This window comes from Algoriphagus boritolerans DSM 17298 = JCM 18970 (assembly GCF_900108085.1).
In the GTDB taxonomy this organism is placed as follows: domain Bacteria; phylum Bacteroidota; class Bacteroidia; order Cytophagales; family Cyclobacteriaceae; genus Algoriphagus; species Algoriphagus boritolerans.
In genome coordinates this window covers 1-14,540 of the sequence record NZ_FNVR01000038.1, presented here as the reverse complement: position 1 = coordinate 14,540, position 14,540 = coordinate 1, and the positions used below count along the sequence as shown (strand labels likewise).

At 43.1% G+C, this 14,540-nt stretch carries 10 protein-coding genes and 2 pseudogenes; 6 read left to right on the top strand and 6 right to left on the bottom strand.

Features of this window, described 5'->3' with window-relative positions; translation table 11 throughout:
* From C4S61_RS19780 to C4S61_RS19770, 3 genes are all read left to right on the top strand, one after another.
* Entirely contained in the window at window positions 1-1,821 is a 1,821-nt protein-coding gene (locus C4S61_RS19780; RefSeq protein ID WP_103926517.1) for a sensor histidine kinase, read from the top strand.
* A gap of 108 nt (window positions 1,822-1,929) precedes the next feature.
* Entirely contained in the window at window positions 1,930-2,685 is a 756-nt protein-coding gene (locus C4S61_RS19775) for a LytR/AlgR family response regulator transcription factor (RefSeq protein WP_103926516.1), read from the top strand.
* A 109-nt stretch (window positions 2,686-2,794) separates the two neighbouring features.
* The gene (locus C4S61_RS19770; protein ID WP_103926515.1) at window positions 2,795-4,309 is read left to right on the top strand and encodes a DUF4301 family protein; all 1,515 of its coding nucleotides are present in this window, start codon (window positions 2,795-2,797) and stop codon (window positions 4,307-4,309) included.
* Window positions 4,310-4,396: 87 nt separating this feature from the next.
* Here C4S61_RS19770 and C4S61_RS19765 read toward each other — a convergent pair whose 3' ends face one another.
* Window positions 4,397-5,311, bottom strand: coding sequence for a helix-turn-helix transcriptional regulator (locus tag C4S61_RS19765; RefSeq protein WP_103926514.1), 915 nt, complete (start codon window positions 5,309-5,311; stop codon window positions 4,397-4,399).
* 293 nt (window positions 5,312-5,604) lie between these two features.
* On the opposite strand from C4S61_RS19765, the gene C4S61_RS19760 reads away from it, so the two are divergent.
* Entirely contained in the window at window positions 5,605-7,182 is a 1,578-nt protein-coding gene (locus C4S61_RS19760; RefSeq protein ID WP_146064454.1) for a hypothetical protein, read from the top strand.
* Here the strand turns inward: C4S61_RS19760 and C4S61_RS19755 are convergent.
* From C4S61_RS19755 to C4S61_RS19740, 4 genes are all read right to left on the bottom strand, one after another.
* A complete protein-coding gene (locus C4S61_RS19755; RefSeq protein WP_103926512.1) occupies window positions 7,179-8,060 on the bottom strand; it encodes a DUF5777 family beta-barrel protein in 882 nt (293 codons plus the stop codon). The two genes, C4S61_RS19760 and C4S61_RS19755, sit on opposite strands and share 4 nt — an antisense overlap.
* A complete protein-coding gene (locus C4S61_RS19750; protein ID WP_103926511.1) occupies window positions 8,057-8,599 on the bottom strand; it encodes a YceI family protein in 543 nt (180 codons plus the stop codon). Before C4S61_RS19750 ends, C4S61_RS19755 begins: the two co-directional genes overlap by 4 nt.
* Window positions 8,600-8,687: 88 nt before the next feature.
* Window positions 8,688-9,182, bottom strand: a complete 495-nt coding sequence (locus C4S61_RS19745) for a ubiquinol-cytochrome c reductase iron-sulfur subunit (RefSeq protein ID WP_103926510.1) — start codon at window positions 9,180-9,182, stop codon at window positions 8,688-8,690.
* A gap of 228 nt (window positions 9,183-9,410) precedes the next feature.
* Window positions 9,411-9,956, bottom strand: coding sequence for a hypothetical protein (locus C4S61_RS19740; RefSeq protein ID WP_103926509.1), 546 nt, complete (start codon window positions 9,954-9,956; stop codon window positions 9,411-9,413).
* Between the two features lie 300 nt (window positions 9,957-10,256).
* Here C4S61_RS19740 and smc point away from each other — a divergent pair, with 300 nt between their 5' ends.
* Both smc and C4S61_RS19730 read left to right on the top strand, forming a co-directional pair.
* Complete coding sequence (gene smc / locus C4S61_RS19735) at window positions 10,257-13,796, top strand: chromosome segregation protein SMC (RefSeq protein ID WP_103926535.1); 3,540 nt, start codon at window positions 10,257-10,259, stop codon at window positions 13,794-13,796.
* A gap of 191 nt (window positions 13,797-13,987) precedes the next feature.
* Window positions 13,988-14,248: pseudogene (locus tag C4S61_RS19730) on the top strand (IS200/IS605 family transposase); the annotation flags it as partial.
* Between the two features lie 88 nt (window positions 14,249-14,336).
* On the opposite strand, the pseudogene C4S61_RS22415 reads toward C4S61_RS19730, so the two are convergent.
* Window positions 14,337-14,540 (bottom strand): annotated as a pseudogene (locus C4S61_RS22415) (IS4 family transposase); the annotation flags it as partial.

Sequence of the window (14,540 nt, the reverse complement as noted above, 5' to 3'; positions counted from 1 at the left end):
ATGAAGAACGCCTGGTTTTTTCTGTTTTTTTTAAGCTTCATGAGCACCGCTACTTTTTCAAAGGACCTATCTGCAAACTATCAAGTAACCCTATACCCAAAAGTCCTTCGTCTGGAAAATCCCATTTCGATTGATTCTGTACTAGAATTGTCTTCACTTGGATATTTTGATCAAGCAGAACCTCCCGGAGTTGCTGACAGAAATTTTGAATATTGGTTTGAAATCGACTTCTCGGACCATTTCGACCTGCTTTTAAAGACTGACACGATTTACTTCTATCCCGGTGGAGTGGAAATCAGCCACCTCTACATTTTTCAAAATGGTAACATCAAGGAACTCAACCTGACTTTGATGGCGAAAAATGATCTGAAAAGGAATACTTACCAAAACATTCACTATCTCCCCATTTCTGGTTCTGATTTAATTGAAGGTTCTAAGCTTTTTGTCAAATCCAGCTACCTCCGCGCTACTCCTGACTTGAATAAAAAGATTTTTGCCTTTTCTACCCCGGAGGCCCATCATCTGCTGGCAGGATACATCAGTCCTGAATCTTTTAAAGTTCAAGTTTTGGCCTATTTTTTTCTTGGTGTAGCAGCCGTTTTGATGATATTCAATCTGATTCTGTTCTTTTATGTCAAGGAATTTCAGTTCATTTATTACAGCTCTTTCCTGCTTTTCCAGCTGATATACTATTCCCGGATCAGTCCCAATCTTGCGGATTACTTCGGATTTGATTTTCCTTGGTTTTATTTCTGGCTGACCACCATTTCCCAGCTATTGATCAATTTTTTTTACCTCCTGTTTATCCGGCATTTTCTGGAGTTTCAAAAGGTTTTACCCCGTTTTGATTTTGTAGTACGAAGTATTGCCTGGCTGTTGATCGGATGGGTTCTGATCAATACGATGATCATTTTTTTCAATCCATACAGTCTGCTTCAGTCACTATTAATGGATGCGCAGCGGTATTTTATGGCCGGATTTGCCTTTTTTGGAATTGGATACCTGTGGTTTGTTTATCCCTCAAAACTGAAGTATTTCGTAATTGCCGGTACTTTGGTTTTCACATCAGGGGCGCTGATGACCATGTTTTTTCTAAAACTGGACTACATGATTGCCGGATCAGCAATCGAAAGTACCATTTTTGCACTAGGGCTTTCCTACAAAATCAAAAGCATCAACCTGCAAAAGCAATCTGCTGAAAAAGAAGCCTTTCAGACCAAACTTGGCGCACTTCGGGCACAGATTAATCCACATTTCATTTTCAACAGCCTGAGTTCGATTCAGCATTTGATCAGCAGCGGCCAAAGAGAGGCAGCCCTCACCTATCTTACCAAATTCAGTAAGTTTGTTCGACAGGTATTAGAAAATTCCATTGACGTCCATGTGACTTTGGAAAAAGAGGTCGAATTGCTCAAAGTCTACCTGGACTTGGAGTCGCTCCGCTTTGACCATACTTTTTCCTACCAAATCGACTTTCCGGAAGATTCCAATCTGAGCTACCAGGAAGTCCCTATGCTGATCGTACAGCCATTTGTGGAAAATGCCATCAAACATGGACTGATGCCCAAGGAAAGTGGGGAGCGAAAGGTTTGGATAAGGTTCTTTGATCGGGCAGACCACTTGCTCTGTGAAGTGGAAGACAACGGGATCGGGAGAAAGGCTTCTGCTGCCGCAAAAGGAACTATTCATCGCCCTTCCCGAGGAATGGTACTGACCGAAGAGCGTCTGAAAATGATAAACGGAGTTGAAAATCAAGCGCAAATCCTGATCGAAGATCTGCATGAGGGAACAAAAATTTCCATAAAACTACCCAAACTATAAAGCTAAGCTTGACTATGCCTGACCTGCATAAAACGGTCTACAGGCAGGAGTTTAAAATAAGTCATGTGGGACAGAGTGCCTGTCCGCTCCTAATCAAATTACAAAGTGATGAAAGCAAAACTTAATGTAGTCATCGTTGAAGACGAGTTTCACAGCCGGGAAACCTTAAAGAGCTTTTTGAAAGAGTATTGTCCCGAGGTCGACGTGAAAGATACTGCTGCCACAGTGGATGAAGCTGTTGAAAAGATCGCTCAACTCCGACCAGAGCTTGTTTTTATGGATATTGAACTCCAGACCGGGACTGGGTTTGATGTACTTCAAAAAGTCCGACACCTGGATTTTCACCTGATTTTTACCACTGCTTTTGAGCATTATGCGATCAAAGCGATCAAATTCAGTTCTATTGATTACCTGCTCAAGCCTATTGATCTGGAAGAACTGATTGCCTCAGTCCAGAAAGCAAAAAAACTAACCGAATCCGAAAGCAGGCAAAATCTGCTCGAAAATCTGCTAAGCAACATGCAAAGCAGTACATCGGAAAACCGAAAAATCTGTCTTTCCACCTCTGAGGGAGTGGAATTTATCCCGACACGGGAAATCCTCTTCTGCGAGGCAAATGGATCTTACACGGATTTTCATTTGACAGACCGCCGTAAACTGATTGTAAGCAAAAACCTCAAAGAATACGAAAATATGCTTCAGGACTGCAATTTCATGCGGGTGCACAATAGCTTTCTGATCAATCTTGGGGAGGTCAAAAAGTATGTTCGGGCCGAAGGTGGATACATCGTAATGAACAATGACAAACAAGTGAGCATCTCCCCGGGCAAACGGGATGACTTTTTGAAAAGAATGGGATTTTAAAGTTTGAGCCTAGATTCTGAAAGTTTTTTACAAAAAATGCCAAGCTGAATTTGAGCAAAGCAAAGAAGCCTACTATCTTACCATTACAACTTTTAAAAACCCGAAAACCATGAATACAGACCTCAAAAGTAAAATATTGGCCCAGGGCATGAACCCTGATACCGTTGACCAGCAAATCCAATACTTCAAAACCGGATTTCCTTTTCTAAAAATCACTGCTCCGGCTACTCCCGGCAATGGAATCAAAGTCCTTACAGAGACTGAATTGGCACATTTCACTCAAAACTACTCCGAAAAAGCTTCTAAAATCGATGTGGTGAAATTTGTTCCGGCTTCAGGTGCCGCTTCCAGAATGTTCAAGGATTTATTCACTTTCCTTGAAGGCGACGGTGACCTTTCCAAAAGCGCATTTGTACAAAAATTTATCTCCAATCTTCCCAAATTCGCATTTTATACAGATTTGGACAATTCCCTCAAATCAAAAGGAAGCAGCATCCAAACTTGCCTGGAAGCCGGTCACTATCAAAAATTAATCCAGGAGTTGCTTTCAGAAGAAGGCTTAGGTTACGGCAACCTACCGAAAGGACTGTTGAGATTCCATGCATATCCCGGAGAAAACAGAACTCCAGCGCATGAACACCTAGTGGAAGGTCTACAATACGGAATCGGCAAAGACAATACGGTAAGGATACATTTTACAGTCTCTCCTGAACATGAAAGTAAATTCAAAGAAGAGGTTACCAAGATTATTCCTGAATTAAAATCTGCAAGCGGAGTGGAGTTTGAAGTGACTTATTCCCTACAAAAGAAGTCTACAGATACGATAGCTGTGACCATGGAAAATGAGCCATTCGAGGAAGAAGATGGTAGCCTGCTCTTCAGGCCAGCAGGTCACGGTGCCTTGTTGGAAAATCTAAATGACATCAAAGCTGATCTGATTTTCATCAAAAACATCGACAATGTAGTTCCGGATCGCTTAAAAGCCCCTACCAAGAGTTATAAAATGGCGATTGCGGGATTACTCCTGGAAGTTCAGGAAAAAGTCTTTGATGCTATCAGAGGTCTGGATTCAGGCATCGACAAGGACAGTGTCGGAATTGCCATACAAGTGTACAATGATGCCTTGGGGGGCAAAATTCCCACTCAAATCTCCTCCGGGTCATTGGAGGAAGTCGGAAGCTTTTTGAAAGAAAAGCTAAACCGACCTATTCGGGTCTGCGGAATGGTAAAAAATACAGGTGAACCCGGCGGAGGACCGTTTTGGATTGAGGAAAAAGATGGTTCCTTATCTCTGCAAATCCTTGAAACGGCTCAAATTGATCTGAATGACCCAAATTCAAAACTCCATTTCCAAGCTTCCACCCACTTCAATCCGGTAGATCTGGTTTGCGGAACCAAAGATTATCAAGGCAATTCCTTTGACCTGATGAAATTCAGAGATATGCAGACCGGATTTATCACCGAAAAATCAAAAAGCGGTCGTGATCTCAAGGCCCTGGAGCTACCGGGACTTTGGAATGGTGCAATGGCTGGCTGGAATACCCTTTTTGTAGAAGTGCCGCTGATTACTTTCAATCCTGTGAAAACAGTGAATGATTTATTGAGAGACGAACATCAGGGATAATTATCAATGACCAATTAACCATGGTCAATTTTCAAGGAACCTATACCCATCCTTGAAAATTGATCATTGCGTTTGGTCAGTGAACAGTTAAAAAACTCCTCTCCCTATTTGCTCCTTCAAATACGACCTCATTTCTTCACCTTCCTCAAGTTTGACTTCACCCGGAAGTCCTAAAATAAAACGTGCCAAACCTGGCAATTGTGGGATTTCTCCTTCAAAATAAAATTGGTTTCGATTCTTAATTGTCATAAATGGCTGGGCATTCGGATGCTCCTCTCCCATCAACTGATAGGCTTTTTTGCTCAACTTAAGCTTGACATGAAACTTCTTTTTCCCGGTATATCCAAACAAGGCCTGACCCGGGAGTTCATGTTTCGATTCATACCTCCAGCTTTGAGTTCCAATCACCACTTCTCCTATCCGCTCAATTTTGAAAACTTTCATACGCTTGCTTTCCACTTCGAAAGCATGGATGTTTTCGTAATCCCTAGAAAACCCGACAGGCTCGACCAAGCGGTCGGACACGGTATCGCCGCTGAGTGAGTAGTAATCTTTGAGCCAAATTTGCTTTTTTCCTGAGATTCCCTGTCCGATTAGATCTACAAACCTCCCCAAATTTGCCTTGAACAGCTGCTCTGTTCCTTGCTTGACTTCAGACTTCAGTTGAAGTTTTTGTAGCAAAGAATCGCGTAATAGATTTGATTTGCCCTGACTTTCGATCAGGCTTTTCAGCCAAAGATTTTCTTCTTGGGAAAAGCTGCCATAAGTGGTGGTCGCAGGCAAGTATTCAGGCCGCTCATTGATTTTATATTTGTTAAACTCTTTGATCACCACAAAGCCCAACGCTTCCAAAAGCCTGAAATACCGGTAAATCGTTCGCTCATCCGTTTCCAACAATTCAGCGAGCCGATGTACCGGTTTGCCGATATTTCCCTGAAGCAGATTGATTAATTTGAAAACGCGAAGAATTTTCTGCTGTTCGATTTGACTTGATTTGGCCATAGCTTTTGACGATAAGTGTCTAAATGTAAGGAAAGACACAGGAATTGAACCAGTCCTGACGCATATTGTCAGTAAAATTTGCAATTAGTGGACTTGATATCCATTCGAAATACAATTGAAACAAACCCTCCCAAGTCGGATGAAATACTGGGTTGGTTCAAAGACTTCAGTCTTGGACCTAAATGATCGTATTTCAATTCAATTTCGCAAAGCATATTTTCCCAGTATTTCAAAAAGTGTTTTTCGCGAAGCGCATTTCTATTCTATCCCCTTTTCTTCTCTATTTTTACGAAATGCCCGTCCAACGCTATATTCCGTCAAACCCAAAGAAAAGCGCCTATATAGTCGGATCCACCTTTCTTTTCCTTTACTGGTTGATTGGATTTGATGGAATTACTTTTTCCGATGATGTCTACTATCTCCTTGCGGGCAATAAGTTTTGGGACGGAACCATGGAATTTAACGAGTTCCATTTTTCCACCCGTTGGGGTGCCTATGTTCCTTCGGGCTTAATCGGTTTTCTGTTTGGATTTGACCCACATCGGATTTCAATGATCTCCCTGTTCAGCTATCTGGGGACATTATATCTGGTGCTTAAAATTTTACCCAAAGATTGCAACCCCTGGGTCTTGGTGACTTGGATGGTTACTCAGGTTTATTTATTGCATTTTCTAACCAAAGTCTATCCGGATTCCCTGCTGGTTTTCTGGACGATTCTTATTCCATTTTCGGCTACCTTTCGTAGTAAAAAGCCATTTTTAGCCGCTTTGGGTCTGATTTCAGGCTTATTTTTTGGTTTCCTGACCAAAGAAACCATTGTGTTTTTGGCTCCACTTCCTCTAGTTCTTTTTATTTTCGATTGGAAGAGAGGAAATCAAAACCGCAGATTTTATTCCTTTCTCCTCGGACTGGGACTTGCTTTTGGGGTAATCTATCTAGGTTATTTCTGGATCAAATTTGGAAGTCCGTTTTTTCATTTTCGATCAATACAAGAAGGGCACTATCCCTGGGAACATTCCTATTATGATAAAAGCGCATGGGTGATGCTGAATCGATTAACGATCCTTCCCATCGTCACCTTTATTGAGCGATCGTATTGGCTTTGGATCGTGTTTGCGATTCCCGGTTTGTTAAAAATCTGGCGCAAACCTGCAAGTCCGGGAGTAGAATTTGGACTCGCATTTTTGAGTATGATCGTTCTTTTATGGTTCATGAGTACCAATTTTGGCTTTTATAATCCACTTTATCTTAATCCACGACACCTCATCATCTTGATTCCTGTTTTAGCTTTCTTGATCGCTCTCGGATGGGAAGAATGGAGAGCAAATCAAAAGCTGAAAAGGCAATTGTCAGGTTTAATTTTATTTGGTGCGGCTGTTAGTTTGATCCAGCAGGATTGGAAAATGTCGGTATTTCAAGGTACTGCCTTTGTCCTCCTGTACTTATTTCAGGGCAAAAAACTGGTTTGGGCGACAGGAATTTACTTGCTGTTTCCAGCGCTTTTTGCCATCCAATACCAGCTGAAGATCAAGCAGTACCCAACGCTGATCGAAACGTTAGACAGAGAAACTTCATCCTCGGAAAATCCATCCCTTATACTCACCAATAACTTCCTCAACTTTAGCAAGGAAGTGCTGCTTCCCGAGAATCAAATCGCCCAAAAATTACTGTTTCCAATCGAAAAACTCGACTCGATTAGGCTGACCCCACCACCCAAACTCCGAGTCTTCATTTACGACTATTACCGGCACGCCTACCCCAAAGAACAAGTCGATTTGGATGCTTTGGAATTTTGGCTTAAGGAAAATTACAAACTGGAATCTGAGCTAAACGAGGGTAACAGCTCGATCAGATATTTTTCAAAAAACTAACTCTTTCCTCTTTTTCGCTGTCCCAAAGCAAAAATACGGTTGACATTAAATCCAAGTCTAAATTCTTCACCGGGGACTCCATTTCCTCCGGCCAGTAAGTATTGTTCATTGAGGGCTTGGGAAGTCACGAAGTACATTTGAAAGACATGGCCGCCGACTTCCACATCCCAACCTATACCAAAATTACTGCGAAGATCTGAATTCAGATTTGGGATATACTGAAGCGTGAGCGAGGAGCGATCTGTGACTTTGTATTTTCCGCTAAAACCCAAAGCCAAGTAGAGATTTTGATTTCCTTCAATCTGGTAAATAGGTAAGGGATTGACAAAATAGGCAAGCGTCGGACTGACTTGAAGGCTGACTTTGTTCGAAAACTTCCTGGCAAACATCACCTGCCCAAAATAGGCCAATCGATCCGCAAAATCCGGCCGCTCATCGGCGGAAAGAAAAGAATAAGGATTACTGACGATTCCAGCTCCCCCGGCAAAACTCATCGATAGGGGTATAGTATTATTTTGAGTTTGCTCAAGTAAAAGATAGCGCCCGTAAACATTGTAAAACTTATCTCTACTGGATCTGCCTGCACCTAGAGAAAGCTTGTCACTTAATCCAAATTCGAAGCTAAACTGGATGTTGGCGCCATTGTCCAATCCGAATAAATTCTCAATTCCTCCATCCAAGGTGCCGAAGGTGTGCATGATGGCGAAGTGCATTGTTTTCTTCTCCAAAGGCTCCACGGTCAGCAAGTTGATGTGTCTAGGAGCATGGAAAATTAAATCAACAGGCTGATTCGTGTTTTCAAGTTTTCGCTCCAACTGGGCATGCGTATACCCTATGGAAGTAAAAAACAATCCGAGAGTTAAGATAGCAGTTCTCATTTTTTCTGTGTCAAAGTGGCTTTAATCGTTACTTTTTGCACCTCTGCCAATTCATAAAAAACCAACTTTGGGATAGGAATTTTATAGTCAGAAAGTAAAATATCGAAGCTGGCGTCAAGTTCGAGTTTTCCATTTTGAAGCTTGGTCAAATAACCCAAAACTTCAATATCACGCTCAACTCCGTGAATTTTAAATGTTCCTACAGCTTTAACCGATCTCCTATCACCTACCTGCAAGTTTGGTTTTTCATCGATTTTACCGGTAAATTCTGCAAAGGGGAATTTGTCTGTTTCAAGGTAATTTTCACGCATGTGACTGTCCCGAAGTCCGATTCCGGTTTTCAGTGTATTCAAATCAACATAGAAATCAAGTAGATTTTTATCCAGATCGATTAACCCATTGAGCAAGCTTGATTTCCCTTCAAACTCATTTAGAGGTGCTTTTGACAAAAATGTCACCTCCCCATTTTTCGTCAGAAATTCCTGTCCAAAAGCTACAGAACTAAGAAAAAGGGCTGCTATAAATCCTAAAATCTTCATCGTTTTTAAATTGGATTAGAGATAGCGCATTGATAAGTACCGCTTGATCGACCACCGACCGAGAATTTCCTTTTGGACCTCATGAATATCATTTTGTAATCGTCAGTGTAGTTCCGGAGACTTGCGTGCCAAATTGAGTGAGCGGTTGTGTAGCGGGGCCCTGAAGCACGTTTCCCGAGGGGTCGAAAATTGACCCATGGCAGGTACAGGTGAATCGGTTGTTTCCGAATGTCCAATTTCTATCGCATCCTGAATGCGTACAAACTGAAGTCAACGCTACAAATGAACCGTTTACATTTGCTACCAGAGTTCTCGCATTTTGGATCAATAGCCAGTTGCCCGATGTATTCAGTGCTGACTGAATGGATAAATTGATCGTAATGGTATTCCCCGCTATGGTAATTCCATTGCTAGAATTTCCAGGAGGATTGGGGCTTATTGGATCCGCATCTTCTGTGGTTGAGCAGGAAGTGAAAAATGCCACTCCCAAGCTTGCCAATACAAGTGAAGTTCCTGCTTTTTCCAAAAATTTTCTTCGGGATTCGGACAGACTTCCTGATCGGGTGATAAGTGAATTTTCCATTTACAGGTTGATTAGTAAGTAGATAAAGCTAAATACGGGTAATCAATCTTTTGTGGATGAGAAAAGTTTTGGGAATAAAAAATGGTAGGTGAAACCACTTGCTTTTCGCTCATTGAATAGCATCCGAACCAAAAATTGATGCACTATTCCTTTTCATTCTGAGAAAAAAACTCCAATGCTAATGACTTAGACCTTGTATCCAAACCACTCAAAACGAATGATTAAAAATCAAAAATACTTGGGCTTCAAAATCTCACTGACCACCATCGCATCTTTCAAACTTTTGGGATTTTTCAGGAGCTGTGCGTAGGGGTTGGATTTTTTTTCCTGAAGTGAGTCATAGTCTATTTTGATGGAAGAGACCATCGGGGTTGCCTGAGCTTTTTGATAGTCTTGATAAGGTGTTTTTTTGGAAGCCCCATAAGCATCCTCATAATACTGAATCTCATCATCGTCTTCTATGATCACAGGCTTCCTTGATACCGGTTTGGCTTGAGGAAGGTGTGAAGGGACCGATGAAGTACGGTAAGGTTCCGGTCTTGCAGGTGCTTCAGCCACAGGTTTTTGGCGGACAGGTTCAGGTTTTTCTATGGGGGCGGGATTCTGAGCCTGACGGATTTCCCGCATCAGGTCTTCAAAAGTCAACCCTTTTTGCGGCGCCTCCGATGAAGCTTCATCGGAATCAGGCAAATCCTGACCTTTTTTCTTCCGCGTTGCCTGATAGATAAAATAGGCCAAAACAGCCAAGATGTAAACTATATTCCCCAAATCCATGGTGTTAAGGTAATTGAAAAAGTTGAAGATTGGAAGTTGGGAGGCTTGGAAGTCGAGAAGTTGGAATTTTGGTTCAAATCTTCAGACTTGGACCTACAAATATGCAGTCTTTGGATTGCTGTTTCATTTTTAGGCATCAATAATTGGCAGTCTGAAGACTGCATTTAGGTTAGCACAAGTCGGAAGACTTGCGTCTTCCAACCTCCTACTTGATACTTCGTACTTGATACTTGATACTTAAATTTGCCATTTCCCCGCTTTGGACTTATTTTGTTCCTTTTACAAGGAGGAAAAAATCGCATGCTGCTCAGTAAACTGGAGATCAAGGGCTTTAAGAGTTTTGGAGACAAAATTGTCATTCACTTCGACAAGGGAATCACCGGAGTTGTCGGTCCAAACGGTTGCGGAAAGTCCAATGTCGTCGATGCCATCCGTTGGGTGCTTGGCGAGCAAAAGTCCCGCATGCTCCGCTCCGACAAGATGGAAAACGTCATCTTCAACGGCACCAAAAACCGCAAACCTACCAATATGGCGGAGGTTTCCCTGACCTTTGAAAACACCAAAAACCTCCTCCCGACCGAATACACCCACGTCACCATTACCCGGCGATACTACCGCACGGGCGAAAGCGAATACCAAATCAACGGCGTCACCTGCCGTCTAAAGGACATCACCAACCTTTTCATGGACACAGGGATCAATTCCAACTCCTACGCGATCATCGAACTCAAGATGATCGACGAATTGCTCAATGATAAGAACAACTCTAGACGCGAACTCTTCGAAGAAGCTGCAGGCATCTCCAAGTTTAAGAACCGCAAGCGGGAGACCCTTCGCAAACTCGAAGATACCGACGCCGATCTTGCCCGGGTGGAAGATTTACTTTTTGAGATTGACAAAAACCTGAAGAGCCTGGAAAAGCAGGCCAAACAGGCTGCCAGATATTTTGAGATCAAAGCGGATTATCGGATTGCCAGCATCAACTTGGCGAAGAAATCCATCGAGAAATACGCGAACAATCTGATTGAAGCAAATTCAAAAATCCAGTCTGAAACGGACCGAAAGTTTCAAGTTCAAACTCAGATAGCCGATCAGGAAGCCCTTTTGGCACAACTTAAGGCAGACCTGATTCAAAAGGAAAAACTTCTCGCTTCCCGGCAAAAAACGCTGAACGAGCATGTGAATAAAATCCGTGCGTTTGAGTCGGAAAAGAAAATCAAAAACGAGCGGATGCGCTTTCTCGAGGATCGGTCCCAGACTTTGCGCGAGCAGATCGATACCGATCGCAAGTCAAATGACCGGGCAGGATTCTCCATCCGGTCCCTACAGCAGGAAAAGGAAACTGCCGAGAAAATCCTGGCTGAAAAGGAATTAGTGGTATCCCAGCTTCGGGAGGAATACGATGCACAAAAACTGATCACCTCCGAAAAGCAACAAAGCCAAAAGGAACAAAGTCTGAAATTCGAAAGCCTCAAAGAGCGGGTTTATCAACTGAGTAAGGACGTCGAAATCAAGCAAATTCAGCTTTCGACCCTGAAGCAGGAACTTGAACGAACTTCCTCAGACGATTCTTCTCAGGAAGCAAGCTTGGTGGAGTTTGAAGATAAAATGGTGGAATTGAAGGCTGAACTTGACGAAGCAATAGCAGCTTTCACCCAACTCAAAGCCAAGCAGGAAGATCAGGATCAAAAGATCGAGGAAACCAATCGCGTGATCGAAATGATCCGTGAAGAACTCACGACTTCTTCCCGTAAACTCGACTCCAAGACCAACGAATACAACCTCACCAAGTCATTGATCGAAAACCTTGAGGGATTTCCCGAGGCGATCAAGTTTCTCAAGAAAAACCCCAGCTGGGGCAAGGACATTCCGCTTCTCTCCGATCTCCTCACTACGGATGAAAAGTATCGGGTAACCATCGAAAACTACCTCGAATCCTACATGAATTACTATGTGGTGGATACCGAGGATCAGGCCATTGCCGCCATCCAATTGCTCAGCGATGCGGCCCGTGGCAAAGCCAATTTCTTCGTCTTGGAGCATTTTGAACGGTTTAAGGCGGGACAGAGTAAGTTATTTGCCAATGCCATCGCAGCCACAGAGATCATCGAATTCGATGTCAAATACAGCCGGTTGATCAATTTCATCCTGGACAATGTCTACCTCGTGCAGGGAGATTACAAGGACTTTCCGAAGGATCCGGATTGTGTTTTCCTTTCGGAAAGTGGGAAATACACCAAGCGCAAATTCTCCCTTTCAGGCGGTTCGGTGGGACTTTTCGAAGGAAAACGAATCGGTCGGGCTAAAAATCTGGAAAAGCTGGACCGGGAGATCAAAGACCTGAGCAAAAAGGTCAGCACCACGCGCTCCAATTTGGATCAAAAGCTCAGCGATCTGATGAAGCTGAAGGAAGTAAGCCACAAAAAGACCTTGGAGGAAAGTCAAAACCGCATCAACGAACTCAACTCGGGCTATGTATCCATCCGAACCAAAAAGGAACAACTCGCTGAACTCCTTTCTTCCAATGTGCATAAGCGCGAAGACATTCTGGACAGAATCGCGAATTTGGAGGAAAGTCTGACTGAGATCCTTCCTCAGCTGACTGAGGAAAAAACTCGTTTTGCGGAGCTGACGGAAGAATTGGCTCTGGTCAATGATGAAGTCGAAGCGGAAAACAAGACCCTTGCCGAAAAGTCTCAGACCTTCAATCAGGAGAATATCACTTTTATCCAGCAGGTCAACCGGGTCAACAGTCTGGAACAGGAAATCGAGTTTAAGCAAAATGCCTTCGACAGTTCCAAAGAGCGGATCGAAAAGTCTCAGACTGAACTCGGGCAACTTGATGCCGAAATCAAATCCCTGATCGACAACAATGAAGTCAAAGACGATGAACTGATCGAGCTGTATTCTGAAAAGGAAAGTATCGAGCTGGGGGTGACCGAAGCAGAAAAAGACTACTACGGTGCCCGTGGCCTGATCGATGAGACGGATACCAAAATCCGCAGTTTACAAAAGTCCAAAGAAAGCTTTGATGTCCTTCTGCAGGAACTCCAAAACGCCATCAATGAGATCAAACTCAAGATGAGCGGGATGAAGGAGCGACTGAGTGTGGAATTTGAATTGGATTTGGATGCGCTGATGGAAGAAAATCCGGCGCTGGATCCGGAATTCTTGGATTTTGCAGAGGAGGAACTTCGTGACCTCGTCCGCAAACAAAAGGATCGACTGGAGAAGATTGGCCCGATCAATCCCATGGCGATGGAAGCTTACGATGAGATCAAGGTGCGGTATGACTTTATCACTTCGCAAAAGGCAGATCTCTTCCATGCCAAGCAGAGTCTATTGACCACCATTTCGGAGATCGATCAGGTGGCACGGGAGACCTTTTTGGATGCTTTTGGCAAGATCAAGGAAAACTTCATCAAGGTTTTCCGCTCGCTTTTTACCGAGCAGGACGACTGCGATCTGACCCTCGTCGATCCGGACAATCCCCTGGAGTCGGCCATCGAGATCATAGCCAAACCCAAAGGCAAGCGTCCGCTGACCATCAACCAACTCAGCGGTGGAGAAAAGACCCTGACCGCTACTTCCCTACTCTTCTCGATCTACCTGCTGAAGCCAGCGCCATTCTGTATCTTCGACGAAGTGGACGCCCCGCTCGACGATGCCAACATAGACAAGTTCAATCAGATCATCCAGAAGTTCAGCTCCGAGAGCCAGTTTATCATCGTGACGCACAACAAACGCACCATGGCCAGTACGGATATCATCTACGGCATCACGATGATCGAAGCGGGAGTATCGAGGGTAGTTCCGGTGGATTTGAGGGAGTTGGCTTGATCTGAAAAAATTTGGGCTAAAGCCCATGAGAAAGATTTAAAATCTTATTGCCTCCAGCTGAAGCAGGAGGCAATTCAGGATCTAGAATTCAATCCATTGAATAGGAATGGCGCTTTAGCCAATTCTTTTTAAATTGTTGTAATATTTATATGGGCTTTAGCCCAATTCTTTTTCATTTAAATTTTTCAAATATGCCATTTGTAAAAGTTTACATCCACCTCGTCTGGAGCACCAAAAACAGGGTACCCTATTTGAATTCAAAAGAACTCCGATTAAAAGTTTGGAATCATGTCCGTGAGAATGCTCAGCTCAAGGGAATATTTGTCGATTTCATCAATGGATATTCCGACCATTGCCATTGTTTGATTTCTCTTGGTGTCGATCAATTCATCCAAAACATTCTCCAACTTTTAAAAGGAGAATCATCCTTTTGGATCAATAAAAACAAGTTACTGTCGTCCGACTAATTCCACAAAGTACAGAAAAAGTGCTTCAGATTAATTTTGGAGGGCTTTTTTTATTCGTTTCAAAAAGTACCCCCTATCCAGAGAAGAACAATTCTGTTTGTACATTTTTAAGATCCTTTTGAAATATACTTTTAAAATAGGCCTCTGTGTGAAGCAGAAACTTTTCAAGGCTGACATAAGAGCATAGATTTTTCGCCGCCACCATCACCATGGTGGAAAAGTCCTCGGCTTCCTTAACCCGTTTATGAAGCACCGTGAACAGCAGATTTAGGATCAG